Origin of the sequence: Ensifer sp. Root423 (genome assembly GCF_001426275.1) — a bacterium.
Lineage (GTDB): Bacteria > Pseudomonadota > Alphaproteobacteria > Rhizobiales > Rhizobiaceae > Ensifer > Ensifer adhaerens.
Window position 1 is genome coordinate 710631 of the sequence record NZ_LMEG01000001.1, and the last position, 25255, is coordinate 735885.

The 25255-nt window shown below is 63.0% G+C and carries 23 protein-coding genes; 9 read left to right on the forward strand and 14 right to left on the reverse strand.

Features of this window, described 5'->3' with window-relative positions:
• Positions 1-13 precede the first annotated feature (13 nt).
• The 3 genes from ASD01_RS03565 to ASD01_RS03575 form a co-directional block, all read right to left on the reverse strand.
• The gene (locus ASD01_RS03565) at positions 14-709 is read right to left on the reverse strand and encodes a DNA alkylation repair protein (RefSeq protein WP_034795159.1); all 696 of its coding nucleotides are present in this window, start codon (positions 707-709) and stop codon (positions 14-16) included.
• Positions 706-1575: an NAD(P)-dependent oxidoreductase gene (locus ASD01_RS03570; RefSeq protein WP_034795156.1), complete on the reverse strand. Its 870-nt coding sequence runs from the start codon at positions 1573-1575 to the stop codon at positions 706-708. The genes ASD01_RS03565 and ASD01_RS03570 overlap by 4 nt, the downstream gene beginning before the upstream one ends.
• A 112-nt stretch (positions 1576-1687) precedes the next feature.
• On the reverse strand, positions 1688-2515 hold the full coding sequence (locus ASD01_RS03575; RefSeq protein WP_034795154.1) for a class I SAM-dependent DNA methyltransferase: 828 nt from the start codon (positions 2513-2515) through the stop codon (positions 1688-1690).
• Between the two features lie 204 nt (positions 2516-2719).
• Between ASD01_RS03575 and ASD01_RS03580 the strand changes: the two genes are divergently transcribed.
• A complete protein-coding gene (locus ASD01_RS03580; RefSeq protein ID WP_034795151.1) occupies positions 2720-3445 on the forward strand; it encodes a DUF2270 domain-containing protein in 726 nt (241 codons plus the stop codon).
• Positions 3446-3509: 64 nt separating this feature from the next.
• Here ASD01_RS03580 and ASD01_RS03585 read toward each other — a convergent pair whose 3' ends face one another.
• The 4 genes from ASD01_RS03585 to ASD01_RS03600 form a co-directional block, all read right to left on the reverse strand.
• Complete coding sequence (locus tag ASD01_RS03585; protein ID WP_034795148.1) at positions 3510-3776, reverse strand: usg protein; 267 nt, start codon at positions 3774-3776, stop codon at positions 3510-3512.
• 165 nt (positions 3777-3941) lie between these two features.
• Positions 3942-4772 (reverse strand): ABC transporter permease, encoded by an 831-nt coding sequence (locus ASD01_RS03590; RefSeq protein ID WP_034795145.1) that lies wholly within the window; start codon positions 4770-4772, stop codon positions 3942-3944.
• On the reverse strand, positions 4769-5572 hold the full coding sequence (locus ASD01_RS03595; protein WP_034795142.1) for an ABC transporter permease: 804 nt from the start codon (positions 5570-5572) through the stop codon (positions 4769-4771). The genes ASD01_RS03590 and ASD01_RS03595 overlap by 4 nt, the downstream gene beginning before the upstream one ends.
• Before the next feature lie 169 nt (positions 5573-5741).
• Positions 5742-6524 (reverse strand): ABC transporter substrate-binding protein, encoded by a 783-nt coding sequence (locus tag ASD01_RS03600; protein ID WP_034795139.1) that lies wholly within the window; start codon positions 6522-6524, stop codon positions 5742-5744.
• Positions 6525-6942: 418 nt separating this feature from the next.
• On the opposite strand from ASD01_RS03600, the gene ASD01_RS03605 reads away from it, so the two are divergent.
• From ASD01_RS03605 to ASD01_RS03615, 3 genes are all read left to right on the forward strand, one after another.
• Positions 6943-9282 carry an OmpA family protein gene (locus tag ASD01_RS03605; RefSeq protein WP_034795137.1) on the forward strand — a complete coding sequence of 780 codons (2340 nt, stop codon included), beginning with the start codon at positions 6943-6945 and terminating at the stop codon, positions 9280-9282.
• Between the two features lie 168 nt (positions 9283-9450).
• Positions 9451-10194 carry a polysaccharide deacetylase family protein gene (locus ASD01_RS03610; protein ID WP_034795134.1) on the forward strand — a complete coding sequence of 248 codons (744 nt, stop codon included), beginning with the start codon at positions 9451-9453 and terminating at the stop codon, positions 10192-10194.
• A 223-nt stretch (positions 10195-10417) separates the two neighbouring features.
• On the forward strand, positions 10418-12016 hold the full coding sequence (locus ASD01_RS03615; RefSeq protein WP_051659330.1) for a tetratricopeptide repeat protein: 1599 nt from the start codon (positions 10418-10420) through the stop codon (positions 12014-12016).
• A 22-nt stretch (positions 12017-12038) separates the two neighbouring features.
• On the opposite strand, the gene mobB is transcribed toward ASD01_RS03615, so the two are convergent.
• From mobB to ASD01_RS03630, 3 genes are read right to left on the reverse strand one after another with little or no spacing between them, the layout of a single operon-like run.
• Positions 12039-12560 (reverse strand): molybdopterin-guanine dinucleotide biosynthesis protein B, encoded by a 522-nt coding sequence (mobB, locus tag ASD01_RS03620; RefSeq protein WP_034795131.1) that lies wholly within the window; start codon positions 12558-12560, stop codon positions 12039-12041.
• Complete coding sequence (mobA, locus tag ASD01_RS03625) at positions 12557-13222, reverse strand: molybdenum cofactor guanylyltransferase MobA (RefSeq protein ID WP_034795129.1); 666 nt, start codon at positions 13220-13222, stop codon at positions 12557-12559. Before mobA ends, mobB begins: the two co-directional genes overlap by 4 nt.
• 9 nt (positions 13223-13231) lie before the next feature.
• Positions 13232-14140 (reverse strand): DMT family transporter, encoded by a 909-nt coding sequence (locus ASD01_RS03630; RefSeq protein ID WP_060528791.1) that lies wholly within the window; start codon positions 14138-14140, stop codon positions 13232-13234.
• A gap of 454 nt (positions 14141-14594) precedes the next feature.
• Here ASD01_RS03630 and ASD01_RS03635 point away from each other — a divergent pair, with 454 nt between their 5' ends.
• On the forward strand, positions 14595-17138 hold the full coding sequence (locus tag ASD01_RS03635) for a methyl-accepting chemotaxis protein (protein ID WP_034795123.1): 2544 nt from the start codon (positions 14595-14597) through the stop codon (positions 17136-17138).
• Positions 17139-17377: 239 nt separating this feature from the next.
• Here ASD01_RS03635 and moaA read toward each other — a convergent pair whose 3' ends face one another.
• The gene (gene moaA / locus ASD01_RS03640) at positions 17378-18427 is read right to left on the reverse strand and encodes a GTP 3',8-cyclase MoaA (RefSeq protein ID WP_082572764.1); all 1050 of its coding nucleotides are present in this window, start codon (positions 18425-18427) and stop codon (positions 17378-17380) included.
• 215 nt (positions 18428-18642) lie between these two features.
• On the opposite strand from moaA, the gene ASD01_RS03645 reads away from it, so the two are divergent.
• Positions 18643-19017, forward strand: a complete 375-nt coding sequence (locus ASD01_RS03645) for a gamma-butyrobetaine hydroxylase family protein (RefSeq protein WP_034795121.1) — start codon at positions 18643-18645, stop codon at positions 19015-19017.
• A gap of 57 nt (positions 19018-19074) precedes the next feature.
• On the opposite strand, the gene ASD01_RS03650 is transcribed toward ASD01_RS03645, so the two are convergent.
• Positions 19075-19557, reverse strand: coding sequence for a MarR family winged helix-turn-helix transcriptional regulator (locus ASD01_RS03650; RefSeq protein WP_034795119.1), 483 nt, complete (start codon positions 19555-19557; stop codon positions 19075-19077).
• 47 nt (positions 19558-19604) lie between these two features.
• Here ASD01_RS03650 and ASD01_RS03655 point away from each other — a divergent pair, with 47 nt between their 5' ends.
• The 3 genes from ASD01_RS03655 to ASD01_RS03665 all read left to right on the forward strand — a co-directional run bounded on the left by ASD01_RS03655 (position 19605) and on the right by ASD01_RS03665 (position 22089).
• Positions 19605-20513: an alpha/beta fold hydrolase gene (locus ASD01_RS03655; protein WP_034795117.1), complete on the forward strand. Its 909-nt coding sequence runs from the start codon at positions 19605-19607 to the stop codon at positions 20511-20513.
• A 127-nt stretch (positions 20514-20640) separates the two neighbouring features.
• Positions 20641-21249: a pyridoxamine 5'-phosphate oxidase family protein gene (locus tag ASD01_RS03660; protein ID WP_034795114.1), complete on the forward strand. Its 609-nt coding sequence runs from the start codon at positions 20641-20643 to the stop codon at positions 21247-21249.
• A 54-nt stretch (positions 21250-21303) separates the two neighbouring features.
• Positions 21304-22089 carry a M15 family metallopeptidase gene (locus tag ASD01_RS03665; protein ID WP_244495182.1) on the forward strand — a complete coding sequence of 262 codons (786 nt, stop codon included), beginning with the start codon at positions 21304-21306 and terminating at the stop codon, positions 22087-22089.
• A gap of 97 nt (positions 22090-22186) precedes the next feature.
• On the opposite strand, the gene ASD01_RS03670 is transcribed toward ASD01_RS03665, so the two are convergent.
• Positions 22187-23257, reverse strand: a complete 1071-nt coding sequence (locus ASD01_RS03670) for a GGDEF domain-containing protein (RefSeq protein WP_034795108.1) — start codon at positions 23255-23257, stop codon at positions 22187-22189.
• Positions 23258-23449: 192 nt separating this feature from the next.
• On the reverse strand, positions 23450-24841 hold the full coding sequence (fumC, locus tag ASD01_RS03675; protein ID WP_034795294.1) for a class II fumarate hydratase: 1392 nt from the start codon (positions 24839-24841) through the stop codon (positions 23450-23452).
• Positions 24842-25255 lie beyond the last annotated feature (414 nt).

A 25255-nucleotide genomic window follows, 5' to 3' on the forward strand; every position in this document is an offset into this window, starting at 1 on the left:
TCAGCTAGCAGACTCAGGCGAGGCCAAGCCTTGCCAGGATCTTGTCGTTCGACAGTTCGCGAACCGCGTCCTTGCCCGTCCAGCGGGCGGCGCGGTTCGAGCTTTCCGCCAGTCGCTTCGCAAGCGCAAGGGCCGGGCCGTGGCAGGCGGCGTTGCGCTTGCCGATCTGCCGGAGCGCCCAGTTGACCGCTTTCTTCACGAAGTTGCGCTCGTCGCCGGAATGCTGCTCGATCAACGGCAGCCAGCCGAGAAGCGCTGCGTCCGGTTCTTTCTTCAGGTGAACCGCAGCCGTCGCGATCATCGCAAAGGCGATGCGGCGGACGAATTCCCGTTCGTCGGCGGCAAATTCCGGAATCAGTTCGCGCTCGAAGCGCGCGGCAATAAAAAGGTCGGCGACGGTATCGACCACTTCCCAGGAATTGCAATCTTCCGCCCAAAGGCGCGCCTCGTCGAGCGTCAGTACTTTCGGATCGGCGGTGAAGGCGGCCAGGATGCGCGCCTCGCGAATGCCGGTTTGCCAGAGCGCCAGCGCCCGGCGGTGATCGGTCTTCACCAGCCGGGTGATCTTGTGAAGCTCGACGTTGGAAAGCCCGATGGCGGCGTCGGTGACGATACCGAAACGCGCCATGCCGGCGAGATTGTCTTCAGAGCCGAGAGACCGCAGGTGAGCGATGATCTCGCCCGCGGTCGAGGACGGGCTAAGGCTCACTTTTCGAGGCGGGCGAGCAGCGAGGACGTATCCCAACGGTTGCCGCCCATTTCCTGCACATCGCCGTAGAACTGGTCGACCAGCGCGGTCACCGGCAGCTTGGCGCCGTTGCGGCGGGCTTCGGCGAGCACGATGTCGAGGTCCTTGCGCATCCAGTCGACGGCGAAGCCGAAGTCGTACTTGCCGGCATTCATCGTCTTGTGACGGTTTTCCATCTGCCAGGAGCCGGCTGCCCCCTTGGAGATGACGTCGACGACCTTCTCGATGTCGAGACCCGCCTTCTTGCCGAAGTGGATGCCTTCGGCGAGCCCCTGGACGAGGCCGGCAATGCAGATCTGGTTGATCATCTTGGTGATCTGGCCGGCACCGGCCGGACCCATCAGGCCGACCATGCGGGCAAAGGCTTCAATGACCGGCTTGGCGCGATCGAAGGCGGCTTCGTCGCCGCCGCACATCACCGTCAGAACGCCGTTTTCGGCGCCTGCCTGGCCGCCGGAGACCGGGGCATCGACGAAGTGGGCATTGCGGGCCTTGGCCGCTTCGTAGAGTTCGCGGGCGACCTCAGCGGAGGCCGTGGTGTTGTCGATGAAGACGGCGTTGGCCTCCAGCTTTTCGAAGGCGCCGTCCTTGGCCGTCGTTACAGAGCGCAGGTCGTCGTCGTTGCCGACGCAGCAGAAGACGAAATCGGCGCCATCGGCGGCCTCTGCCGGGGTACGCGCCGCGCGACCACCGAACTCGGCCGCCCACTTTTCGGCCTTGGCGAAGGTGCGGTTATAGACCGTCAGCTCGTGACCGCCGCGGACCTTGAGGTGACCGGCCATGGGGTAGCCCATGACGCCGAGACCGATGAATGCAACCTTTGCCATTTTCCGAATACTCCCATTGCTTTCGCCTTGGTGTAGCCGATGGCGCGGGTGCGGAAAAGAGAGAAGGGAGCATCGTGCGATGCTCCCTTCTCATGATGCTGTCATGGCCCGATCAGGGCTTGAAGCGTGCGACCACCAGATGTCCGGCGATCGGCTCACCTTCTTCCAGGCGCACCGTGATGTCGCCGACTTCGACGATCTCGAAGCCGGTGGCGGCGAGACGGTCGCGCAGGTAGCTCTCGGCATGGGCAAAGCGCTGGTGCGGGCCGACCATGAAATTGCGGCCGGCGAAGGTCTCTGCGGGCAGGGTTTCGCTGGAGAAGATCAGCAGGCCGCCCGGGACGAGGTTGTCGACCGCGCCGAAAAACAGCGCTTCGAGCGCGCCCATATAGGGAAGCACGTCGGTGGCGACGATCAGGTCGAAGGGCTCGTCGTCATTGTCGTCGAGAAAGTCGACCGCCTCTGCAACATAAAGCGTCTCGTAGAGGTCTTTTTCGTGGGCGATCTCGACCATGTTTTCGGAGAGGTCGACGCCGGTGATGTCTTCAGCCATGTCGCGGAGCGCGCCGCCGGTCAGGCCCGTGCCACAGCCGAGATCCAGCACCCGGTCGAAGGGCCCGAGTTCAAGCGCCTGCAGGCGCTGGCGGACGAGGAGCGGCACGCAGTAGCCGAGCTGGTCGACGAGCACGTTGTCGAAGACTTCGGCATGCTGGTCGAAGAGCGTGGCGACATAGGCATCGGGCGCCTTCACCGGCGTTTCGCCGCGTCCCATCGAAGCCAGTCGCACGGCAGCGCCGCCGTGGTCTTCCGGATCGAGCGCCAGCACTTCGGCATAGGCTTGCGCCGCGGCATCGAACTTGCCGGACTTTTCCAGGGAGAGGGCGCGGTTATAGGCCTCGGCCAGCGCTTCCTCGTCGATTTTCGTGCTTTTCTGGGTCATGGGCGCTTCTTACGTCCGCAGCCGGTTTTTGGCAATCGCCGTCGGCGAAAGGTTTGCGGGCGTGGATCTGGCGTTTTGGCGGTCAGTGGCAGGATTTCCTTGGCCTTCCGGACGAAAAACGTCGCCATGCGGCGCCATCGGGATTTATCGGCGACAGGAAAGGAGTCATCATCGCAAGCATAAGAAAAGACGGGAGGAATGCCGATGTCCGCCGAGCTTGGGCCGCTGATCTTGAGCGCCGAAACGAAGGAGCCGAAAGGCCCGCCCTTGCCGCAGACGTCGCAGGAGCAGATCAACGCGGTGGTACACTATTATCGCGGCGAAATGGGGCGCATGGCCGGCTGGCGCGACCGCATCGACCGGACCTCCAACTGGGCAATCACCGTCGTTGCGGCGCTGCTCTCGGTCTCGCTGTCCACACCGTCGTCGCATCATGGCGTGCTGCTCTTCGCCATGCTGCTGATTACGCTCTTGCTCCTGATCGAAGCCCGGCGCTATCGCTTCTTCGACGTCTATCGCGCCCGGGTACGGCAATTGGAGCGCGGCTACTTCGCCCAGATCCTGGCGCCCGATGGCACGCCGAACCTCAATTGGGCGGCGTCGATCGCCAAGAGCCTGCGCAAGCCCGCTTTCCTGATGAGCTACCGCGAGGCGCTTTGCCGCCGGCTGCAGCGCAATTACTGCTGGATGTACCTGATCCTGCTGCTTGCCTGGGCGCTGAAGATTTCCTCGCCGAAGATCTCCACCAATGGCGAGCCCTTCGGCCACGTGCGCTCCTGGATGGACGTCGCCCAGAATGCGGCCCTCGGTCCCTTGCCCGGCTGGCCGGTGATTGTTGGTGTCATCGTGTTTTACGGGCTGGTGCTCTACGGCTCGCTGCACAAGGAGCCGCGCGAAGGCGAACTCGCGCATGGGGAGGTGCATGTCTGAGGGCGCCGGGCGTCACGCCGATCCAGGGTTCCTGGTGACAGAGAGCGGTCGCCGTCGGCGGCTCTCAGTGCAGAATGAGCTCGCCCTTCAGTGCGCGCCATTCGGTGGCCGAGATCAGCTTGCGGTGCACGTAGCGCACCGAATGCAGCGGCCCGTCCAGTTTCTCTTCCCAGAATTTCAGGAAGCTGCGCATTTCGGGGAAGTCCGGCGCAATGTCGTAGTGCTGCCAGATATAGGTTTGCAGGAAGGCCGGATGGTCGGGCAGGTGATAGAGGATCTGCGCCGTCGTCAGTCCGTAGCCCTTGAGCTGAAGTTCCATCTCGTTCGTCATGTGGACCTCACTTCTCGCAAAGGTTGGTCCCTATGATGAAACGCCTGATTTGTTAATCAAGGGCTAATATTTGTCCCGAAGTGAAACTTTCTCGTGAAATAACAAAAGCTTGGCAGCCTCTCTTAGGGAGTGCTGCCAAGCTTGTTCGAAACCGACGTAGAAACCCTATCGCTTCAGATGGCGGGTCAGCCGCGCTTCCAGCAGGCTCCAGATGTTGCGCAGGATCTCGACCATGATGAGGTAGAGAATGGCTGCCCAGATATACATCTGGAAGTCGAAGGTACGCGAGAAGGCATAGCGGGTTTCGCCCATGAGATCGAAGACGGTGACGATCGCGACGATCGCCGAGCCCTTGATCATCAGGATGATCTCGTTGCCGTAGGGGCGCAGCGCCACGATCATTGCCTGCGGCAGGATGATCTTCCAGAAGGCGACGCGCTGGGGAAGGCCAAGCGCGTCAGCGCCTTCGCGCTGGCCGCGCGGCACGCTCTCGATCGCGCCGCGCAGGATTTCCGCCTGGTAGGCCGCAGTGTTGAGCGTGAAAGCGAAGATCGCGCAGTTCCACGCGTCGCGGAAGAACCACCACAGGCCGACCGCTTCCAGCTGCGGGCGAAAGCTGCCGAGGCCGTAGTAGATGAGGAAGAGCTGTGCCAGAAGCGGCGTGCCGCGGAAGAAGTAGACGTATCCGTAGGCGAACCACGACAGGACCTTGTTCATCGACATGCGGGCAAACGCGATCGGCAGCGACAGGATGGCGCCCATGACGATCGAAAGGCCGACCAGCATCAACGTGACGCCGAGGCCGTTGATGAAGCGCGGGCCGTATTTGGCAAACTTGTCCGGATCCCAGCCGCCGACCACGGTCAGGAAGATACCGACGCCGAGTGCCAGCCAGATGCCGAGCGCAACGCTGCCGACGAAGCGGGTGAGCGTGTAGGGCTTCGGCGGAACCGGCGGCGGCGCCTGCGGCGGGATCATCGTTGCAACGACACTCATCGGCCCATCTCCGCACGTTTGGTTCGCCGTTCAATGTAGGAGAAGACGATCGAGGAAATCATCGCGAGGATCAGGAAGAGCACGCAGGCAACACCGTAGAATTCGAAGGCCTGCTTGGTCACGCGGGCGGCAATGCCGGTCTGGCGCAGGATGTCGGTCAGGCCGACGACCGAAACGAGGGCAGTATCCTTGAGCAGCGCCATCCAGAGATTGCCGAGACCGGGCAGGGCGATGCGCACGAGCTGCGGCAGGATGATGAGGCGCATGGTGCGGCCGCGATGCAAGCCAAGGGCGTCACCGGCTTCGTATTGTCCATGCGGGATGGCCTTGAAGGCTGACAGCAGCACTTCCGAGCAATAGGCGGAGAAGACGACGCCGAGTGCGATCATGCCGGCGAAGAAGGCATTGATCTCGACCGGACCGTCGTAGCCGAGCGATGCCAGCAGTTGTTGAACGAGGATCTGCAAGCCGTAATAGACGATGAAGAGCGTCAGCAGTTCGGGCAGGCCGCGGAAGATCGTCGTGTAAATGTTCGACGCGAGCCGAACCGTGCGCTCTTCGGACTGCTTGCCCAGCGCGATGAAGAAGCCGATCAACAGGCCGACGGGCAGCGTTGCGATGGCAAGGCTCGCGGTAATGACGAAGCCGTGGGCGATATCGTCGCCCCATCCGGTGTCACCGCAGGCGAGAAGCGTGCCAGGTGCGAGCCAGGTAAAGACCCCGACCGGGCCGCAGAATGGATCGACGATCGATCCGATCCAGGAGAGGATGGAATAGAAGCCGGCAAACAACCCGCTCATGTCAGAGATTTCCCCTTTTGCGCTGTTTTTATGCGTATCGATCGCGCTTTGTTTTAGGCACTTGTCAAACAAAAACGGCGGAAGGGCAAGCCATCCGCCGTTGCAATTTTCGCATCAACCGACGTTTTTCCGGCATGATTCACTAGGAAATCGCACCGGAAACCGTCAATCAGCTGCCATAAACGTCGAATGGGAAGTACTTTTCGTTGATTTCCTTGTACTTGCCGTTGGCGCGGATCGCTTCGATCGCCTTGTTGAACTTCTCGCGCAGCGCATCGTCGCCCTTGCGGACCGCGATACCGGCGCCGTCGCCGTTGATGACAGGGTCGATCGGCAAGGTGCCGAGCAGCTTGCAGCAGGCGCCGTCAGCGGTCTTCAGCCATTCCGAGAGCACGACGACGTCGTCGATGACCGCATCGATACGGCCGTTGGCGATGTCGAGCTTGTACTCATCAGCCGTCGGATAAAGCTTGATTTCGGCACCCTTCATATGCGCTTCGGCATAGTTGGAATGGGTGGTCGAGCCTTGCGCGCCGAGCGCCTTGCCCTGAAGGGCGGCTGCGGTTGCCTCGGTGATCGGCGAATCCTTCGGCACGACGATTGCCGGCGGGGTGTTGTAGTACTTGTTGGTGAAGTCGACCTTTTCCTTGCGCTCGGCGGTGATCGACATGGACGCGATGATGGCGTCGAACTTCTTCGCGATGAGCGCCGGAATGATGCCGTCCCAGTCCTGCGTCACGAAAGTGCACTCGGCCTTCATTTCCACGCACAGCGCCTTGGCGATGTCGATGTCGAAGCCCGTCAGCGTGCCGTCCGCTTCCAGGTTGTTGAAGGGCGGGTAAGCGCCTTCCGTGCCGATCACGACCTTTTCGCCGTCGGCCATGGCCGAGCCTGCCATGAGCACGAAAACGGCAGCCGATGCGGCGGCTGCCAGCCGCTTGGAAATACGCATGATAGTCCTCTCTGTTGGTCGACATCCGGCATTGTTGTTTTTCGCGGATGCCAATTTCAGCCGGGGCGTCTGCCGCCGGTTGTGGCGATATTCGTACTCTTTTCCACTAAAAATCAACAGGAAAGCGAAGGCGCTCAACGGGAATCAAGTTTCGACCGATGATTGTGGTTTTCCGCGCGGGAGAAACATGAACGGGGCGTTCAGCGGCGGTTAATCTTGCCTCCGCTAGCCCTTGTCAAGGAACCGGTTCGCGGTTTGGGCGTTGCATTGGACCGCGCGTCTCGCGGCCAACACAAAAAAGCCGAAACCTTGGGTCAAGGCCCCGTAAGTATTCGTGTTCGCATTCTCTTCTTCAGCGTGTCACAGGTTGACGAGAGGATGCGGGCCAGGACCTCCCAGGAAGAGGAAGGAAGACAAAATGTCGATTCGATCCAAGCTGTTCGCGACCGTCGCGCTGCCGGTGCTGTCGGTGTCCGTGGCGGTTCCGCCCGCGGTGGCCGACAGCCTGATGAAGCCATTCGAGGTTGCACAGGAGGGCGGTGGCCAATCCGACGAGGAACTGCTGCTGCAGAAGCAGCGCCAGGCGGAAGAAGAAGCCGCGCGCCAGGCTGCCGAACAGCAGCGCGCCGCTGAAGAAGAAGCTGCACGCCAAGCTGCCGAGCAGCAGCGTGCTGCTGAGGAAGAGGCTGCCCGTCAGGCCGCCGAGCAGCAGCGTGCCGCTGAAGAAGAGGCAGCGCGCCAGGCCGCCGAGCAGCAGAAGGCCGCTGAGGAAGAAGCTGCGCGCCAGGCTGCCGAACAGCAGAAGGCTGCTGAAGAAGAAGCCGCACGCCAAGCTGCCGAACAGCAGAAGGCTGCTGAAGAAGAAGCGGCACGTCAGGCTGCCGAGCAGCAGAAGGCTGCTGAGGAAGAGGCTGCCCGCAAGGCTGCTGAAGAGCAGAAGGCGGCCGAAGAGCAGAAGGCTGCAGAGGAACAGAAGGCCGCCGACGAGCAGAAGGCCGCTGACGAACAGAAGGCTGCCGAAGAGCAGAAGGCCGCCGAAGAGCAGAAGGCCGCTGAAGAGCAGAAGGCCGCTGAAGAGCAGAAGGCCGCCGACGAGCAGAAGGCCGCTGAAGAGCAGAAGGCCGCTGACGAACAGAAGGCTGCTGACGAACAGAAGGCCGCTGACGAGCAGAAGGCTGCTGACGAGCAGAAGGCTGCCGAAGAGCAGAAGGCTGCCGAAGAGCCGAAGGCTGGTGGCGAAACCGCTCCCGCCGTCGAGCCGCAGCCGCAGACTGGCGAGGGCCAGCCGGTGCCTGGTGCAGAACAGCCGCAGACGGGCGAGGGACAGCCGGTGCCTGGTGCCGAACAGCCACAGACGGGCGAGGGACAGCCGGTCCCGGGTACCGAGCAGCCGCAGACCGGCGAAGGTCAGCCCGTGCCCGGCACGGAGCAGCCGGTAACGGCCGAGCAGCCACAGGTGCAGCAGCCGGCTCCGGAAGTGGTCGACACCCGCACGGAAGAAGAGAAGGTGAAGATCGCCGATGATCCGGCCGCGACCGACGAAACCGTCGTGCTGCCGGTCGAAAACGGTGCTGCCGTGCTCGACAGCGACAAGGACGCCGACAATGCCGGCGGCAACCAGGCGCGCGAAGAGCGCCAGAAGCTGCGTGAGGAACTGCGCGCCAAGGAAGAGGACGCCCCTCCGCCGGCCGACGATGCCGCAGCGCAGGCTGCGATTGCTGCCGAGATGCCGGCCGACCTACCGCAGAAGATCGAAGCGAACCTCAACGAAAAGGGGACGCGCGTCGATGAGGCTCCGGTCTTCGTGGTTCCGGAGACGACCAACATCGTCAACAACACTGTTATCAACAACACGGTGATCAACAACAACACGACGGTCAACAACATCACCAACAACATCACCGAGGTAAAGATCGTCGAGCAGGTCGACAACCGGGTGATCCTCGGTGTCGGCGACCAGATCTTCGTGCGTGGCGACGACCGTCCGCGCCTGCGTTACGATGCGGAAGAGACTTACTACGATCAGCTTCCGCGCGGTCGTACCCGCGAAACCATCGTGCGTCCGGGCGGCTACCGGATCGTCACCGTCTACAACCGTTACGGCGACATCCTGCAGCGCTCGCGTGTCGACCGCGACGGCAACGAATACCTGATGATCTATGCGCCCGAGCGTGACGAGGGTCCGCGTCCGGCGATCATCGACGTCGGCTACGAACTGCCGCCGATGCGCCTGCGCATCCCGGTTCGTGACTACATCGCCGACGTTTCCGACGATCCGGATCGCGACTACTACGAGTTCCTGGCCGAGCCGCCGGTCGAGCGTGTCGAGCGCGTCTACACCATGGACGAAGTCCGCCACTCCGCCCGCCTGCGTGACAAGGTGCGCCGCGTCGACCTCGACACGATCACCTTCCCGACGGGCAGCGCCGAAGTGTCGATGTCGCAGGCCAAGACCATGCGCAAGGTCGCAGCCGCGATGGAGAAGATCCTCGCCAAGGATCCGGGTGAAACCTTCTTCATCGAAGGCCACACCGATGCCGTCGGCTCGGACCGCTCAAACCTGGTGCTCTCCGACAAGCGCGCCGAATCGGTTGCCTCGCTGCTGACCGAGGTCTACGGCATTCCGCCGGAAAACCTGGCGACCCAGGGCTATGGCGAGCGCTTCCTGAAGGTTCGCACCCAGGACGCCGAACAGCAGAACCGTCGCGTCACCATTCGCCGTGTGACCCCGCTGGTTCGCCCGGTCGCACAGCGCTAACAGGGCTTCGCGCAGCGCTAACAAGGCGCGCGCAGCGCCAAAATGATTGGCGCTGCGCGGATCAAGCTTCGGGCAGGACTGCCCGGATAAGAGCAGGAAACCCGCCTCGCAAAAGGCGGGTTTCTGTCGTTTGACATTCCTTCCCAGATTTTTCTTCCTCGGATTGCCATGAAAGCCTTCGTTCTCGCGCTTGTTGCCGCCACCACGCTCGCCCATTCGGCCATCGCCGCGCCCGGGCTCGTCGAGCCGGATCTGCGTCTGCCCGCCAATCCCGAGGGAAAGGGCGGAGCGCCGCGGGTGGCGCTGACGCTTGACGCCTGCAGCGGCGCCACCGACATGCGCATCCTCGGCACACTGATCGAAAACCGCATCCCCGCCACGATCTTCGTCACCGCGCGCTGGCTGAAGCGCAACGGCCTCGTCGTCGAGGTGATGAAGGCGCATCCGGATCTATTCGAGATCGAGGACCACGGCGCCATGCACGTGCCGCCGATCGACGTGAAGATTTCCGTCTATGGCATCGCGGCAGCCGGCTCCGAGGCGGCAGTCGCCGCCGAAGTCGATGGCGGTGCTGTCGCAATCAAGGCGCATGGCCTGCCGGCGCCGAAGTGGTTTCGCGGCGCGACGGCCAAATACACCCATTCGTCGATGAGCCAGATCCGCGCCATGGGCTACCGCATCGCCGGCTACTCGGTGAACGGTGATGGTGGCTCGCTGCTGGGTGCGGCGATGGCGGAGAAGCGCATTCGCGCCGCCAAGGACGGCGACGTCATCATCGCCCATATCAACCAACCGACCCATTCCGCCGGCGCCGGCGTTGCCCGCGGCATCCTCGACCTCAAGGCGAAGGGCTACAGCTTCGTGCGACTGAACGACACTCCGGACGAAATGACCGTCGGCGCGACGAACTGACCGCCAGCAACGGCTGATACCGGAAAATATCCGCACGCCGAGGCCGTTGGCGTAAGCCGCAAGTGTGGGCCGTGAATGCGGCGCGCCCTCCGCGGCGGTTCATGTCTCGTCGGCCACGAGGCCGCTGCTCGACGCAAAGTAGCGGCCCGTCGAAATCCGTTTTCCGTTGCCGGTTCCTCCCCCTAGGCTTCTCTCCCTATGCGACTGGTTCTGGAGGGGTGGGATGAAACGTGTCGTCTTCGGGCTCGTTATCGCACTGCTCGTGGAGGCTTCCTTGCCTACGCGTGCCTATGGCGCAGGCACGGCTCTGCCACCATTCGAGCAGGTGCTGGAGCGCGCCGAGGCCGGTGACGTTGAGGCCGAGGTCGATCTCGGCATGCGCTACCAGACCGGCGAAGGTGTTGCCCACGATGTCATGAAAGCCATCGGCTGGTACGGGAGGGCTGCAGCGAAGGGCAACGCGAAAGCCCAGTTCCTGCTCGGCTCGATCTACTTCAACGGTGCCGAAGGTGTGAAGCAGAACTATGTCGAGGCGCTTCGCTGGTTTCGGCTTTCAGCCGATCAGAAGACGCCGGCCGCCCAGTACAATATCGGCGTTCACTACGAACAGGGATTGGGTGTCGCCAAGGATGACGCGCAGGCCGTTGCCTACTACCGGCTGGCAGCGGAGCAGGGCTATGCCGCGGCCCAATACAATTTCGGCTACATGTTTCAGGAGGGGCGCGGAACGACGCGCGATCCGGCCGCGGCCTTCGAATGGTATCGGAAGGCTGCGGACCAGGGGCTGGTTGCGGCCATGCACAATCTTGCCGTCGCCTATTTGCGGGGCAACGGTACGCTGAGGAATGACGCGGAGGCCTATCGCTGGGAGTCGCGCGCCGCGATCGGCGGGGAACCCCGCGCCCAGTACAATCTCGGCGTTATGTATGAGAGAGGCACCGGTGTCGAACGCAGCGTTCCCGAGGCGCTCAACTGGTATGTGCGAGCAGCCGAGCAGGGAAACATCGAAGGGCAGGTGAATGCCGGCAGGCTCTATTTCAACAGCGAGGCGGGGCGGGTCGATACCAAGGAGGGTGATCGCTGGCTGCGGCTTGCTGCGAATGCCGGAAACGGGCAGGCACAAAATCTCCTCTGCACGATCTACGTGCGCGCCTTCGGCGTCGGGCGCGACGATCGGGAGGCGGTGAAGTGGTGCCGGATGGCGGCGGACCGGGGCATGGTCTCGGCGCAGGTGGATCTGGCAATCTTCTACATGCTGGGTCGCGGTGTCGAGAAGGACGAGGCTCAGGCATTCGAGCTGTTCCTGAAGGCGGCAGAACAGGGAAACCCGCAAGCGCAGATGAATGTCGGCGCCATGTACCTGACGGGTGCCGGCGTCGATGAAAACTACGCCGAGGCGCACCGCTGGTTCCTGATGCTTGCCGATCGCGGAGATCCCAAAGGGCAATTCAACCTGGCGGTCATGTATGCGAATGGCCAAGGTATCGAGAAGAACGCGAAGGAGGCGGCGCGGCTCTACAAGCTTTCGGCTGACCAGGGTTATGCCTTGGCGCAGTTCAATCTCGCCATCGCCTATCTCAATGGCATCGGCGTGGAGATTGACGCTCCGGCTGCCGTCAGGTGGTTCCGCAAGGCGGCGGAGCAAGGAAATGCGGACGCCCAATTCTTTCTCGGTATCGCCTATGCGAGAGGCGATGGGGTGGAGCAGGATCTTTCAGCCGCGGCCGAGTGGTATGCCAAGGCGGCCGCGCAAGGGATGCAGAAAGCGCAGGAGTTGCTGGCGAAGCTGCCTGAAGAGTATCGCCGTGCCTCACAGCGTTGAGCCTGCAGCGCCTTCGCGCATTTCAGACGCCTTTGCGCTGTAGCCCTGTGACCTTCTCGACGAAATCGGCAATTGCCGCCGTGTCGTCGAGCTCGAACACTGGCAGATCGGAGCCTTCTACCGGATGATCGGCAGCGATTGCGCAGATGTGGGGGTCGGTGGGCGCCAGCGGCTCGCGGTTCGCTGACTCCAGACGACGAGCCTCGACCTTCGGGATCGGTTCGCGCTTGTAGCCTTCGATGAGGACGAGATCGCAAGGCGCGAGCCGCGCCAGGATCTCCTTGAAGCTTGGCTCCGGGGCGCCGCGCAATTCGTGCATGATGGCAAATCGCGTGCCGGAGACGATCGTCACCTCATGGGCGCCGGCCTCGCGGTGACGGTAGCTGTCGGCCCCGACCTTGTCGATATCGAAGTCGTGGTGGGCGTGCTTGACGGTGGAGACGATGTAGCCGCGCCGCGTTAGCTCGGTGACGAGCCGTACCATCAGGCCGGTCTTGCCCGAATTCTTCCAGCCGGCGATGCCGAAGATCTTCATGGCGCTCATGTTTTGTCATCCTCGAAGAAACGCAACCATTGCTCCGCGTCGGTCAGATCCTCGGGCGTGTTGACGTTGAAGAACGTATCGAATGCGCCTTCTGCCGTCGCGATAAGCGGAAAATCGACCGTTACCGAAGGGTGGCGTTCGATGAAGGCGCGGACGCGGCGCTTCGGGTCACTTGTCAGAAAGGTCTCAAGCTCGTCCGCAAGGGCGACCGGCCAGAGCCCGAACAACGGATGCATCTGCCCGTTGGATGCCGCAACGGCAATCTGCTGGTGCTCTGTCAGGCCGGCAATCATTCGGGTGACGAGATCATCCGGAAAGAACGGCGTATCGGTCGGAACAACGACGACGTGGCTTGCTGCCGGATTGGTCGCCGCGACATGGCGCATGGCTGTCAGCACGCCGGCAAGCGGGCCGAGAAAACCGGGGACTGTGTCGGCGATGACGAGCACGCCTCTGTCGATGGCGCCGGCCGGATCGACGTTGAGGTTGACGGCGACGCTCGTCACCTGAGGCCGGAGCCGGACGACGATGCGCGTCAACATCGTCTGGCCGCCCAGCTGAAGGCCGAACTTCGGGCTGCCCATACGGCGCGACAATCCGCCGCCAAGCACGACGGCGGGCAGGGGTGCGCTGATCAGGGGCGAGGGACGGCTTCCGGGCATTGTCGGCTCCTATTCCAGTGGGCCGGTCAGCGAGCGCTGGGCGACGGCTTTGCGACCGCGCAGCGTCTCGCGATAGAAGGTGTAGAGACCCGAACCGATGATGATCGCGACGCCGACCAGCATCCAGTGATCCGGCACCTCGGCAAAGAAGAAGATGCCGATCGCAATCGACCAGATCAGGCTGGTGTAGCGGAAGGGGGCGATCACCGAAATGTCGCCGGCCCGCATCGCCAGCACGATCGTCTGGTAGCCGAGCATCAGCAGAACGCTTGCCGCAGCGATATGGCTGATGGTCGTCGTCGACATCGGCTGCCAGCCGCCCATCGGCTGGATGAGCAAGGCGCCGACGAGGGTGGTGACGAGCGAAGTCGATACGGTGATGTAGAGCGCCGGCACGTCGTGGCCGATGCGGCGGGTACAGAGGTCGCGGGTGGCGGTGACGAAGACGCACCCAACCACGGTCAGCGCCGCCGGCGTGAAGCCCTCGGGGCCCGGCCGGAGCACGATCAGCACGCCGATGAAGCCGGCGATGATCGCGGTCCAGCGGCGCCAGCCGACCGGTTCGCCGAGGAAGAGCGCGGCGCCGAGCGTGACGGCCAGGGGAAGCGCCTGCATGATTGCCGAGGCGTTGGCGAGCGGGATCTGGCCGAGGGCCGAGATATAGGTGACCGAGGCCAGCGCCTCCATGGCGATGCGCAAGAGGATCACCGGCCGCATCAGCGTTCCGATCGGCCGGAAGGCGCGAAAATGCCAGGCCGCGAGCACGACCATCAGCGTCGTCAGCAAACCGCGCACGAAGATGATCTGCCCCACATTCATTGCGCCGGTGACGGATTTGACGAGCGCGTCGTTGCACGAGAACGTGACCATCGCCAGGCACATGAAAAGAATGCCGCGGAAATTGGTGGAGGCTTGCATGCTGGCTGTCCTGCGACGCCGGGCAAGCGGCCTGCGCTGCCGGCGGATGGGGAGGCGAATCCGTGAATGGATCGCCTAATGTTTAAGCATTGGCTGCCGGGTTGTGCAAACGGGATCGCATGCCGCTCCGACTTTTCTTGTCCGACAAGTAGAAGGATTGCCTTCGAGGGAGAACCATTGCCGGAAAGACTGTCGCATGCCGGTAAAGCCGGTGTGCTCGAACATAAGCTTATTCGCGGAATCTTAAGTTTCGCTGCCTATCGTCGCGGCAATTCCGCATCCATTCGCATGACGCGATCGGCGGGGTGGCGCCGCAATAAACCTTGCAGGGTGGCCATTCCAGGGACGTTTGCTTGAGGCTTGGGAGAGCCTCCGGCCGATGGCCCATCGGTGTTTCCACCAAGAAAAACCGCCGCGCGGGCCTGCTTCCCATAAGAATAATCAGGGGTGCGCAATGTCTTTCATCGATCGCTTGCTGCAACGGCTGCGTATCGTCACCAAGGTGCTGCTTTTCGTGGTTCCGCTCGTGGCGCTTATCGCCGGCATTGGTCTCATCGGCTTCTTCACTGCCCGCACGCTCAACGGCCATATGACCGTGACGCGGGAAACCATCAACAATCTCTCGGATTTCCAGGCGCTGCGCGGCGCGCTGCAGGCTTTTGCTGATGCGCCGAGCGAGGAGACGCGCACGGCACTGTCGGCCCAGATCGACGAACAGGAAAGCGGCGTGAAGACGCTCGACGGCCTGTTGACCCGTGCCGAGGACAAGGCGGAAATCGCTTCGGTGCTTACGCTTGGTCAAGCCATGCGCAGCCAGACGGACAAGCTCTGGGCGACCAAGCTCGAGCGCGACCAGGTAACAGCGTCACTCGACAAGGCGCTTGCCGACATGACCGAACAGGGCAATGGCGCCTACAAGCAGATCGACATCATCCGCAAGGAATCGGGTGAGAAGGAAGCTTTTGCCAAGGCGTTGCTGTTCGATGCCGCCGCCTATCAGGGCCTTGCGGAGCGCATCAAGAAATTCCGCCTGCCGGTAACCATGGCCGTCAACCCCGACGCCAAGATCGACCAGGCGAACAAGCTTCTGCCGCATCTCATGAAGCAGATCGAAGAGGCGGAAAAGATCGCCTCGGAAAAGGTGCAGGCGCCGATTGCCGAACTGAAGGATCAGGCAACGAAGGTGCAGGCGACCCTTGCCGGCGGCGATGACAACGAGGCGAAGAAGAACGCGCTGGTGCCGATCCTCAGCAAGTTCTCGAAATACGAAGCGGACTTTGCCAAGGAGGCCGCAAAGAATTCCGACACGGCCGCCAAGCGCTTCGTCGGCATGGATGCCGAGATCTCGCAGCTGAAGACCCTGATCGCGCTGATGGGCGACACCTTCAAGGGCCTCGACAGCACGCGGCTGCACATCAGCGAACTGCATCGCAAGCTCGATGCCGCCGGCCGCGAGCCGGTCATGGCCGACATCCTGGCGGTTCGCGAAACCTCAGCCAAGCTCGGCGAACTCGGCGGCAAGAACGCTGCCCTTCGCGACCTTCCGGGTAAGCTCGGCCCGTCGCTCGACAACATCGACAAGGACACCGCTGCATTGATCGACGTCGGCGGCCGCTGGCAAACGGCAAAGAGCGAAGCGGCGACGATGGTCGCAGCCGCCAGCACGACGCTCGAAAGCTTCGTCAGCAGCGCCCAGGAGGCCGGCAAGGTCGACAGCCAGCGTTCGGCCGACGTTTCGATCGTGGCGATGATCGCCGGCACGCTGCTCGCCATCATCGGTGGCCTGATGCTGGTCGAGACGCTGCGCGGTCCGCTGAAGCGCGTGACCGAAACGATGACGCGGCTTGCCAATGGTGACCTCGACGTTGCCATCGAAGGCCGCAACCGCGGCGACGAGATCGGCGACATGGTGCGCTCGGTTGCCGTCTTCCGCGACAATGCGGTCGAGAATGTCCGGCTTGGTCGTGAGGCCGAGGCCGCGCGCGCGCTTTCTGCAGAAGAGGAAACGCGCCGGGCTGCTGAGCGCGCCCGCATCGAGGCCGAGCAGATGCAGGCGCTGAACGCGCTCTCCGACGTGCTCGCAGCACTTGCCGATGGCGATCTCGAAGAGGGCATGTCCGAGGATCTGCCCGCCGATTACGTGATCATGGCCCGCACCTACAACAATGCGGTCGAGGCGCTGCGGGCGACGCTTGCCGACGTGCGCGTTGTCACCGGCGAGATCACCGGCGGCACCGGCAATCTCGCCGCGTCGGCTGACGATCTGGCGCGCCGGACCGAGCAGCAGGCGGCAGCCCTCGAGGAAAGCTCGCGGGCCCTGCGTCAATTGACCGATATCGTCCGCGCGACGGCCGAAAGCGCCCGCAAGACAACGGTTTCGGTCGGTGAAACCAACTCCTACGCCAAGCATTCCGGCGAAGTGGTCGCCAAGGCGATCGATGCCATGGCCGAGATCAACCGCTCCTCGGAGAAGATCAGCACGATCATCGGCGTCATCGACGAGATCGCGTTCCAAACGAACCTGCTTGCGCTCAACGCCGGCGTCGAGGCGGCGCGGGCAGGCGAGGCGGGCCGCGGCTTTGCGGTGGTGGCGCAGGAGGTGCGCGAACTCGCCCAGCGCTGTGCCGGGGCTGCCCGCGAGATCAAGGGGCTGATTTCCGAAAGCTCGGCACAGGTGAGAAGCGGCGTCGCTCTCGTCCAGGAAACCGGCGACGCGCTGACAGTGATCAACAGCCACATAGGCACGATCCACGACCTCGTCAGCAACATCGAGGCTTCGGCCGCCGACCAGTACACCGGTCTCAACGAGGTGAACTCGGCGGTGCATCAGGTCGAGATGATCACCCAGCAGAACGCCGCGATGGTCGAGGAAAACACCGCCGAGATCCATGGCCTGCGCCGGCAGGTGGAAGCGCTCAACGACAAGATCGAACGCTTCCGTACCGGGACGGACGGTATCGGCGCCCGCGGACAGGGGCATCGAAGCTACGCGGCTTGAGTGTCCGGGCGGGCGGCTTGGGCACCCGCTGACCAAACCTCTCCCCGCAGGCGGGGCGAGGGAACGTGCCGGACGGTCAAGCGCGCCCATACAGGCGCTATCCACTTACACGCGGAATACGTGGGGACACGAAGATGTGCCCCACATTCCCTTCTCCCCACCTGCGCGGAGAAGGTGCCGGCAGGCGGTTGAGGGGCCGCCTGCCGGTTGTTCTTCCAAATTGGTATCCTGATGAAAGATCAGCCGCCGGTGACGCTCATGTGGCGGGCAACCGCCGGGCGGTTGTGCTCGCGGTCGATGATGAAGTCGTGGCCCTTCGGCTTGCGGCCGATCGCCTCGTCGATCACCTGGCTGAGATAGGCATCGTCTTCGGAAGCGCGCAGCGCTGTGCGCAGGTCGGCCGCGTCGTTCTGCCCGAGGCACATATAGAGCGTGCCGGTGCAGGTGAGACGGACGCGGTTGCAGCTCTCGCAGAAATTATGCGTCATCGGCGTGATCAGGCCGAGCCTTCCGCCGGTTTCCGCCACCTCGAGGTAACGGGCAGGGCCGCCGGTGCGATAGGGAATCTCCGAGAAGGTGAACTGCTCTTCCAGTTGCCGGCGCATTTCCGACAGCGGCATGTAGTGGTCGGTCCGGTCTTCTTCGATCTCGCCCATCGGCATGGTCTCGATCAAGGTCAGGTCCATGCCGCGGCCATGGGCCCAGCGCATGAGATCGGGAATCTCTGCGTCGTTGAAGCCTTTCAACGCAACGGCATTGATCTTGATCTTCAGGCCGGCGGCCTGGGCTGCGTCGATGCCTTCCAGAACCTTGGAGAGATCGCCCCAGCGGGTGATCTGATGAAACTTTGCCGGGTCGAGCGTGTCGAGCGAGACGTTGATGCGCTTGACGCCGCAGTCTGCAAGCTCGGCGGCATATTTCGCAAGCTGCGAGCCGTTGGTCGTCAGCGTCAGCTCGTCGAGCCGGCCGGCCTCGATCTCGCGACCGAGTTCGCGCACCAGAAACATGATGTTCTTGCGCACCAGCGGCTCGCCGCCGGTGAGCCTGAGCTTGCGGACACCCTTCTCGATGAAGGCGGAACAGAGACGCTGCAATTCTTCGAGCGTCAGCAGATCCTTCTTCGGCAGGAAGGTCATGTGCTCGGCCATGCAATAGGTGCAGCGGAAATCGCAGCGGTCGGTAACGGACACGCGCAGATAGGTGATCGCCCGGCCGAAGGGGTCGATCATCGGGGCTGTCTTCTGCTCCAGCGGCAGAGCGCCAGATCTGTCTATCGTTGCTGTGTTCAAGCGTCTTTCTCCCAGCCCCTTCAATGTCGTCGTCGAAGATCGTCGCGTCAAGGCGCATACTGTCGCAAAGTGTTGATCGGAAGAGACGGGTAATTCTCGCGCGCCGATTTCTGCGCTAGTGCATTGTTGTCCTTCAGAGCAATGCCGCATCGGGGGACGCAGGTTACGGCGAATGGCCGGCATCCGGTTTGTCGTACGCGAAAGGAAGCAGCGAAATGAGCGAAGTCTGGCCGACGGAATTGCGAGTGTCGAAGGATCGCCACCGGCTTGTGGTGACGTTCAACGACGGAGCCTCCTTCGATCTCTCGGCCGAGATGCTGCGGGTGCTTTCGCCGTCGGCCGAAGTGCAGGGCCATGGTCCCGGTCAGCGGGTGACCGTGCCCGGCAAGCGCAACGTGCAGATCATTTCGGTGCAGCCGACCGGCAACTATGCGGTGCGCATCGGCTTTGACGACTTCCACGACACCGGCATCTTCACCTGGAACTACCTGCGCGAACTCGGCGAAAAGGGTGCGGAGCTGTTTGCCGGCTACGAGCAGGAGCTCGTGGAGAAGGGCATGTCACGGGACAAGGCCGAGAAGCCGCGCTGACGACGGCCGTGCGCTCTCGCGTGGTTTCATGCATGCGGCGCCCGCGTGGCGCCCACCTCAGGCCAATTCGCCTTCCTCCCGCAAGAGCAGGCCGATCAGCCGCTCCATGGAGCGGGTGACCACCAAGCAGTCATCGATCGACTCATCGTCGAGCAATCTTTCGATCAGCGCCGTGTGGATCTCCATCGCGGCCTCCGTCAGCGTGCGGCCCTCGGGCGTCAGCGATAGCCTGAGCACCCGTTTGTCCTTCTCGTCACCGCGACGCAGGATCAGGCCGCGTTTTTCCAGATGCGGCAGCAGCATGCTCATGTTGGAGCGGCCGACCAGCAGCTTGCGTGCCAGTTCCTGCTGCGAGATGCCGTCGAACCGGTAGAGATTGATCAGGATGTCGAGATGCGGGGGCTTGATATCGAGATGGGCGATCTCGCGGGTTACCGTCTGCTGCATCAATTGGCAGGCACGGGCAACCGCGATCCAGCTGCGGAAGCGGGGGTGGTCCCAGGGAAAATGATGTTCTGTGGTCACTTGATTTTTGTTCATCGTTGTACAATTATGTTCAGCATTGAACATTTTTAGAGATTCCCACTATGGCATCCTTTGCGATCAAGGTCATCCGCAACGCGCTGAAAGGCGTCGACGCGTTTTCACCCGAGGCGGCCGGGCGGCTCGCTTTCAGGCTGTTCACCCTCACGCCCGGCAGAAGGCCGAAGAATGCCAAGGAAAGGGCGGCGCTTGCGGCTGCAGCCCCGGTGATCGCCAGGGGGCAGCCGGTGACGCTCTCCTATGCCGGTGGCTGGGTGCTGGCGCGCAAGTTCGCCGCACCGCGCGAGGCTGCCAACACCAAGCGCATTCTCCTCGTGCACGGCTGGGGATCGCGCAGCGACTATCTGGCGGCGATGATCGACGGCCTGGTCAAGGGCGGCGCCGAGGTGGTGACGCTCGATTGGCCAGGGCACGGCGCTTCGCCGGGGCGCACGCTGACGATGCCGGCGGCGGTTCGAGCGATCGACGCGGCCTGGCGGCATTTCGGCAATTTCGACGTCTGTGTCGGCCATTCCTTCGGCGGCGGCAGCCTGGCCTGTGCGGCCGGCGGCATCGTCTGCGACGTGCACAGCCATATGCCGAGAAAGCTGGTGCTGATCGGCGCGCCGAGCGAGATGACCTGGCTTTTCAAAGGGTTCGGAAAAATCCTTCGCCTGTCGCCAAAGGCGCAGGCGGCTTTCGAAGGCGTGGTCGAGCGTCTGTCCGGACGGCGCCTTGATGATTTCGATGCCGCGCGCGTGATCCAGGCGCGTGCCGTGCCGACGCTCATCATCCATGCGGAAGACGACAAGGAAGTCTCCGCCGACCATGCGCGCCGTTATGCGGCGGCCGGGCCGAATGTCGAGATGCACTGGGCAAACGGTTTTGGCCACAGGCGCATTGTTTCGGCCGCACCGGTGATTGCGCGGATCAACGCCTTCATACACGCGGAAGATCAAAAAGCCGTCGCCTGACTATTTTTCGTTGACCTCGTCATCAGTCTGTCATGCTATCGGCCGAAGGGTCACTGGCCCGGGATTCGGCGCGCAGATCAGCGCCCTGATCGTTCCCCGGGGAAATCTGGCAGCATTGGGGGACGGTATGTCGATCATCGCCTCGGTCGAGGAACTCAACGCGCTCTATGGCGGCGTCAGCGAAGCATCGGTGGCCAAGGTCACCAAGACGCTGACGGCTGAATACCGGCTGATGATCGAGGCATCGCCTTTCTGCGCGCTCGCGACCGTCGGTCCGGAGGGCCTGGATTGCTCGCCGCGCGGGGACGATGATTGCGTCGTGCGGATCGCCGACGACAGGACGGTGCTGATTCCGGACTGGCGCGGCAACAACCGCGTCGATTCGCTCGCCAATATCGTGCGCGATCCGCGCGTGGCGCTGATGTTCCTGATCCCCGGCTCGAACACGACGATGCGCATCAACGGCACGGCGGTCCTCAGTGTCGATCCTGGCTTGACGGAAAGCTTCGAGGTCGACGGCAAACATCCGCGCAGCGTTATCGTCGTGACGATCGGTGAGGTCTATTTCCAATGCGCCCGCGCCGTCATGCGCGCCCAGCTCTGGAACCCAGACCGCTTCCTCGATCCGGCATCGCTGCCGACGCCTGGCACGCTTCTGAAGGCCGCCAAGGCGGATTTCGACCGTGACACCTATGACCGAGAATGGCCGGAGCGCGCCGCCAAGACCATGTGGTAGGCTGCGTCCCGGCTGATCGGCACGATTGGCCAAGCACAGAGGCTGGAGGCGAGGGTGCTGCGGCAAGCTATGACAGGTGCACTCCTGCTCGCTCTCCTAATCGGCAAGGCGTCTGCCACCGAGCCGTTGCTGTCGGAGAAGCTCAGGCTGCTGGCAGCCCGCTACCCTGATGCCATCGAGCGCATCGAGAATAATGCCCTGGTCCTCAGGGATGGCGGACCGCCGATCATCATCGACGACGGCCGAGCGAAAAGCCATGCCGAGAAACTCGCGGCAGGAGACGTCGAGGACAGCCTGTCGCAGATCTATCCGCTCGGCGCCTGTGCGACGCCACCGGCGGTCGATTTCGACCCGGGGCGCATCCGCAGCGAAGCGCTGCTGAAACGGCTCTATGGCGGCAGCGCTGCAGCCGTCCGGCGGGATCTCGTGAGCGTGGACTGGTTCGGCGAATGGCTGCAAGTGACGAGGAAGCACGGGATGGCGGCGGCGCTGAAGGCTGTTGCTGCTGACCTTTCGCGGCAAGCCGAACTCAAGCGCTATCTCAGCCCGAGTGCCGGTACCTTCAACTGGCGGCCAATTGCCGGCGCTGCGACGCTGTCGGTCCACAGCTTCGGTGCGGCCATCGATATCAACACGCGCTTTGCCGACTATTGGCGTTGGGCGGGAAAAGCCAGGGGCGGCTATCGCAACCGCTATCCGCTGGACATCGTCCAAGCCTTCGAGAAACACGGCTTCATCTGGGGCGGCCGCTGGTATCACTTCGACACGATGCACTTCGAGTACCGGCCGGAGATCATCGCAATCGCTCGCGCCGCAGGCGCCGATTCCTGCCGCCGGTAACGCATTTGAGCGGAAAGCGGGCTCGTTGCCCATGAAACGCAAAAGGCGCCCGTGAAGGCGCCCGTTGTCGGTTTCGTTTCAGGTAGGCGCTGCTGTCTCAGCGGCGGTAGATCAGCCAGTTGCGGCCGGATTCCTTGCGCATGCCGTCTTCGAAGAGAACCGTCTTGTTGCGGCCGGCGTTCTTGGCCGAGTAGAGCGCGATGTCGGCCTTGTTGTAGAGGTCGACCGGGTCTTCGGCGGCCGTCGCCATGCAGACGCCGACGGACAGCGTGATCGGGCCGTAATTGACGCCGGTCTTGGAGTTGCGGAAGGGCGTTGCGGCCAGCACAGTGCGGATGCGGTCGGCGATCTGGAGGCATTCTTCCTGGCTGCTGTCGCCGAGGATGATGGCGAACTCCTCACCGCCGGTGCGCGCGACGAAGGCTTCGCGGCGCAGGTTGGCGCGCAGCACGCCGCCGACGGTCGCAAGGATCTTGTCGCCGACCGGATGGCCGAAGGTGTCGTTGACCTTCTTGAAATGGTCGATGTCGGCAACGAGCAGGCCGGTGAAGTTTCGCAGGTGCTCGTTGTTGTAGACGGCCGCCAGATTGTCGTCGAAGGCACGGCGGTTGGCGAGCCGCGTCAGCGAGTCGGTGTTGGCGATACGCTTGTACTCGTCGAGTTCCTGCCGAATGACCTCCATCTCGAAGGACTTCTGCACGACAGTCTCGACGCGTTCCTTGCCCTGGCTCATCGTCTCGGCCGTGGCGTCGGTCAGGATGCCGATTGCGTGGCGCAGGATATCGGCGCTCGACGCGCTCTTGCTGACGATGTTGACATAGGCCTCGTCGAGAACCTTGTTGTAGTTCTCGAGCGCATATTGCTCGTCGCGCAACAGGGTGACGAGTTCGGCAAGCTTGGCCGCAAGCGTGGTGTGGGCGCGTTCGATGCCGGTGGAGCGATGGATGTGGCTGAAGTACTGCGCGCCGATTGCATCCAGTTCTTCCTGGGTCGCGCGGCTGCCGAGCGCTGCCAGCTCCTTCGACAATTGCGGGTTGGAGCCGAGATAGGCTTCGTAATAGAGCTCGTAGTTGCGGGGGATGGGCGCCACGCCCATCATGCGCATCGCATGGGTTACCTGCGCTGCGATATCGGGCGTCTGAGCCTTGCCCGAGCTTGCCGTTTGCATCTGCAAACCCCCTAATATGAAACGCTGCTTATCGGTCATTATTTTTAGGGGCAAATGATTTGCGAAGTCTTAATATTTGCCGCCGTCGCGCCGCCGCATCATGACCGATCACGGCAGATTTTGCCGATCGACAGTGCGTTCGCGACATCAAAGCCACGGCGCCTTGGAGGCGCCGTGGTGTATCAAAATGGATCAGGCCGGGCTGATCATTGTTTCCGGACGAACGACCGCGTCGAACTCTTCGTTCGTCACATAGCCGCCGCCGACTGCTTCTTCGCGCAGCGTCGTGCCGTTCTTGTGGGCGGTCTTGGCGATCTTGGCGGCGTTGTCGTAGCCGATCTTCGGAGCAAGCGCCGTCACCAGCATCAGCGAGCGGTCGAGTGCCGCCTTGATGTTGTCTTCGCGTGCCTCGATGCCGACGACGCAATTGTCGGTGAAGGATACGGCCGCATCGGCCAGCAGCTGTACCGACTGCAGGAAGTTGTAGGCCATCAGCGGGTTGAAGACGTTGAGCTCGAAATGGCCCTGGCTGCCGGCGAAGGTGAGTGCGGCGTGGTTGCCGAACACCTGGACGCAGACCTGGGTCAGGGCTTCGCACTGGGTCGGGTTGACCTTGCCGGGCATGATCGACGAGCCAGGCTCGTTTTCGGGCAGCGACAGTTCGCCAAGACCCGAGCGCGGGCCGGAGCCGAGGAAGCGGATGTCGTTGGCGATCTTGAAGAGGGCGGCGGCTGTCGCATTGATCGCGCCATGGCTGAAGACCATGGAATCATGGGCGGCGAGCGCTTCGAACTTGTTCGGCGCCGAGGTAAACGCGATCCCGGTGATCTTGGCGATCTCTTCAGCGACCTTTTCGGCAAAGCCGACAGGCGCATTGAGGCCGGTACCGACGGCCGTGCCGCCCTGGGCGAGTTCGCAAAGGCCCGGCAGCGTCATTTCGATGCGCTTGATCGAGGAGGCGACCTGCGCCGCGTAGCCGGAGAACTCCTGGCCGAGCGTCAGCGGCGTTGCGTCCTGGGTGTGGGTGCGGCCGATCTTGATGATGTGGTCGAACGCCTTGACCTTGGCTTCGAGCGCCTTGTGCAGGTGCTTCAGCGCCGGCAGCAGGTCATGGATGACGCGCTCGGCGCAGGCGATGTGCATGGCCGTCGGATAGGTGTCGTTCGACGACTGGCTCATATTGACGTGGTCGTTCGGATGCACCGGCTTCTTCGAGCCCATGACGCCGCCGAGCAGTTCGATGGCTCGGTTCGAGATCACCTCGTTGGCGTTCATGTTCGACTGCGTGCCGGAGCCGGTCTGCCAGACGACGAGCGGGAAGTGGTCGTTGAGCTTGCCGTCGATCACTTCCTGCGAAGCCTTGACGATGGCGTCGGCGACGGTCGAATCCAGCCGGCCGAGCGCCTGGTTGGTGCGGGCGGCCGCCTGCTTGACGATGCCGAGCGCCCGGACGATCGAGGCCGGCTGTTTTTCCCAGCCGATCTTGAAGTTGCCGAGCGAACGCTGGGCCTGGGCGCCCCAATAGCGGTCATTTGCCACTTCGATGGGGCCGAACGTATCTGTTTCCGTGCGCGTCGATGTCATCGTGATACCTGCCTTGATCATGCGGTTCATCAAGCCTGGGCGAGGGGCCGTGTGGCCGATCTCTCCAGGGTGCCGGGCCTCTCTCTGCCCCGACGGCTGGAGCTTGTAAAGGGGCGGTCCATGGCTGGCCATGCTACAATCGTTTGAAACCCCTTGGGCGTGGCGGGTGCATGTCGCGTCACCGTGATTCGGTCCTTGCCGGGCGTTTGGCGGCGTTGTGATGTTTCGGTCACAGACGCCATCTTCTTTTCCAGCGCCGATCGCCGGCCGCCGCCCGTGCCAACGCGCGCACCGAAATAAAATCCAGTGGGATCAAATTTTTATCGCTCGCTGAACGTCCTGCAAATGAGGCGTTGGGGAGATTCTAAACGGAGGTTCGAGGACGATCGTTATCGGCGCGTTTCCTTTTCATTC

Coding starts and splice junctions, on each gene's coding strand:
- ASD01_RS03570 (WP_034795156.1), bottom strand. CDS start 1,575: ATGGCAAAGGTTGCATTCATCGGTCTCGGCGTCATGGGCTACCCCATG.
- ASD01_RS03575 (WP_034795154.1), bottom strand. CDS start 2,515: ATGACCCAGAAAAGCACGAAAATCGACGAGGAAGCGCTGGCCGAGGCC.
- ASD01_RS03580 (WP_034795151.1), top strand. CDS start 2,720: ATGTCCGCCGAGCTTGGGCCGCTGATCTTGAGCGCCGAAACGAAGGAG.
- ASD01_RS03585 (WP_034795148.1), bottom strand. CDS start 3,776: ATGACGAACGAGATGGAACTTCAGCTCAAGGGCTACGGACTGACGACG.
- ASD01_RS03590 (WP_034795145.1), bottom strand. CDS start 4,772: ATGAGTGTCGTTGCAACGATGATCCCGCCGCAGGCGCCGCCGCCGGTT.
- ASD01_RS03595 (WP_034795142.1), bottom strand. CDS start 5,572: ATGAGCGGGTTGTTTGCCGGCTTCTATTCCATCCTCTCCTGGATCGGA.
- ASD01_RS03600 (WP_034795139.1), bottom strand. CDS start 6,524: ATGCGTATTTCCAAGCGGCTGGCAGCCGCCGCATCGGCTGCCGTTTTC.
- ASD01_RS03605 (WP_034795137.1), top strand. CDS start 6,943: ATGTCGATTCGATCCAAGCTGTTCGCGACCGTCGCGCTGCCGGTGCTG.
- ASD01_RS03610 (WP_034795134.1), top strand. CDS start 9,451: ATGAAAGCCTTCGTTCTCGCGCTTGTTGCCGCCACCACGCTCGCCCAT.
- ASD01_RS03615 (WP_051659330.1), top strand. CDS start 10,418: ATGAAACGTGTCGTCTTCGGGCTCGTTATCGCACTGCTCGTGGAGGCT.
- mobB (WP_034795131.1), bottom strand. CDS start 12,560: ATGAGCGCCATGAAGATCTTCGGCATCGCCGGCTGGAAGAATTCGGGC.
- mobA (WP_034795129.1), bottom strand. CDS start 13,222: ATGCCCGGAAGCCGTCCCTCGCCCCTGATCAGCGCACCCCTGCCCGCC.
- ASD01_RS03630 (WP_060528791.1), bottom strand. CDS start 14,140: ATGCAAGCCTCCACCAATTTCCGCGGCATTCTTTTCATGTGCCTGGCG.
- ASD01_RS03635 (WP_034795123.1), top strand. CDS start 14,595: ATGTCTTTCATCGATCGCTTGCTGCAACGGCTGCGTATCGTCACCAAG.
- ASD01_RS03645 (WP_034795121.1), top strand. CDS start 18,643: ATGAGCGAAGTCTGGCCGACGGAATTGCGAGTGTCGAAGGATCGCCAC.
- ASD01_RS03650 (WP_034795119.1), bottom strand. CDS start 19,557: ATGAACAAAAATCAAGTGACCACAGAACATCATTTTCCCTGGGACCAC.
- ASD01_RS03655 (WP_034795117.1), top strand. CDS start 19,605: ATGGCATCCTTTGCGATCAAGGTCATCCGCAACGCGCTGAAAGGCGTC.
- ASD01_RS03660 (WP_034795114.1), top strand. CDS start 20,641: ATGTCGATCATCGCCTCGGTCGAGGAACTCAACGCGCTCTATGGCGGC.
- ASD01_RS03670 (WP_034795108.1), bottom strand. CDS start 23,257: ATGCAAACGGCAAGCTCGGGCAAGGCTCAGACGCCCGATATCGCAGCG.
- fumC (WP_034795294.1), bottom strand. CDS start 24,841: ATGACATCGACGCGCACGGAAACAGATACGTTCGGCCCCATCGAAGTG.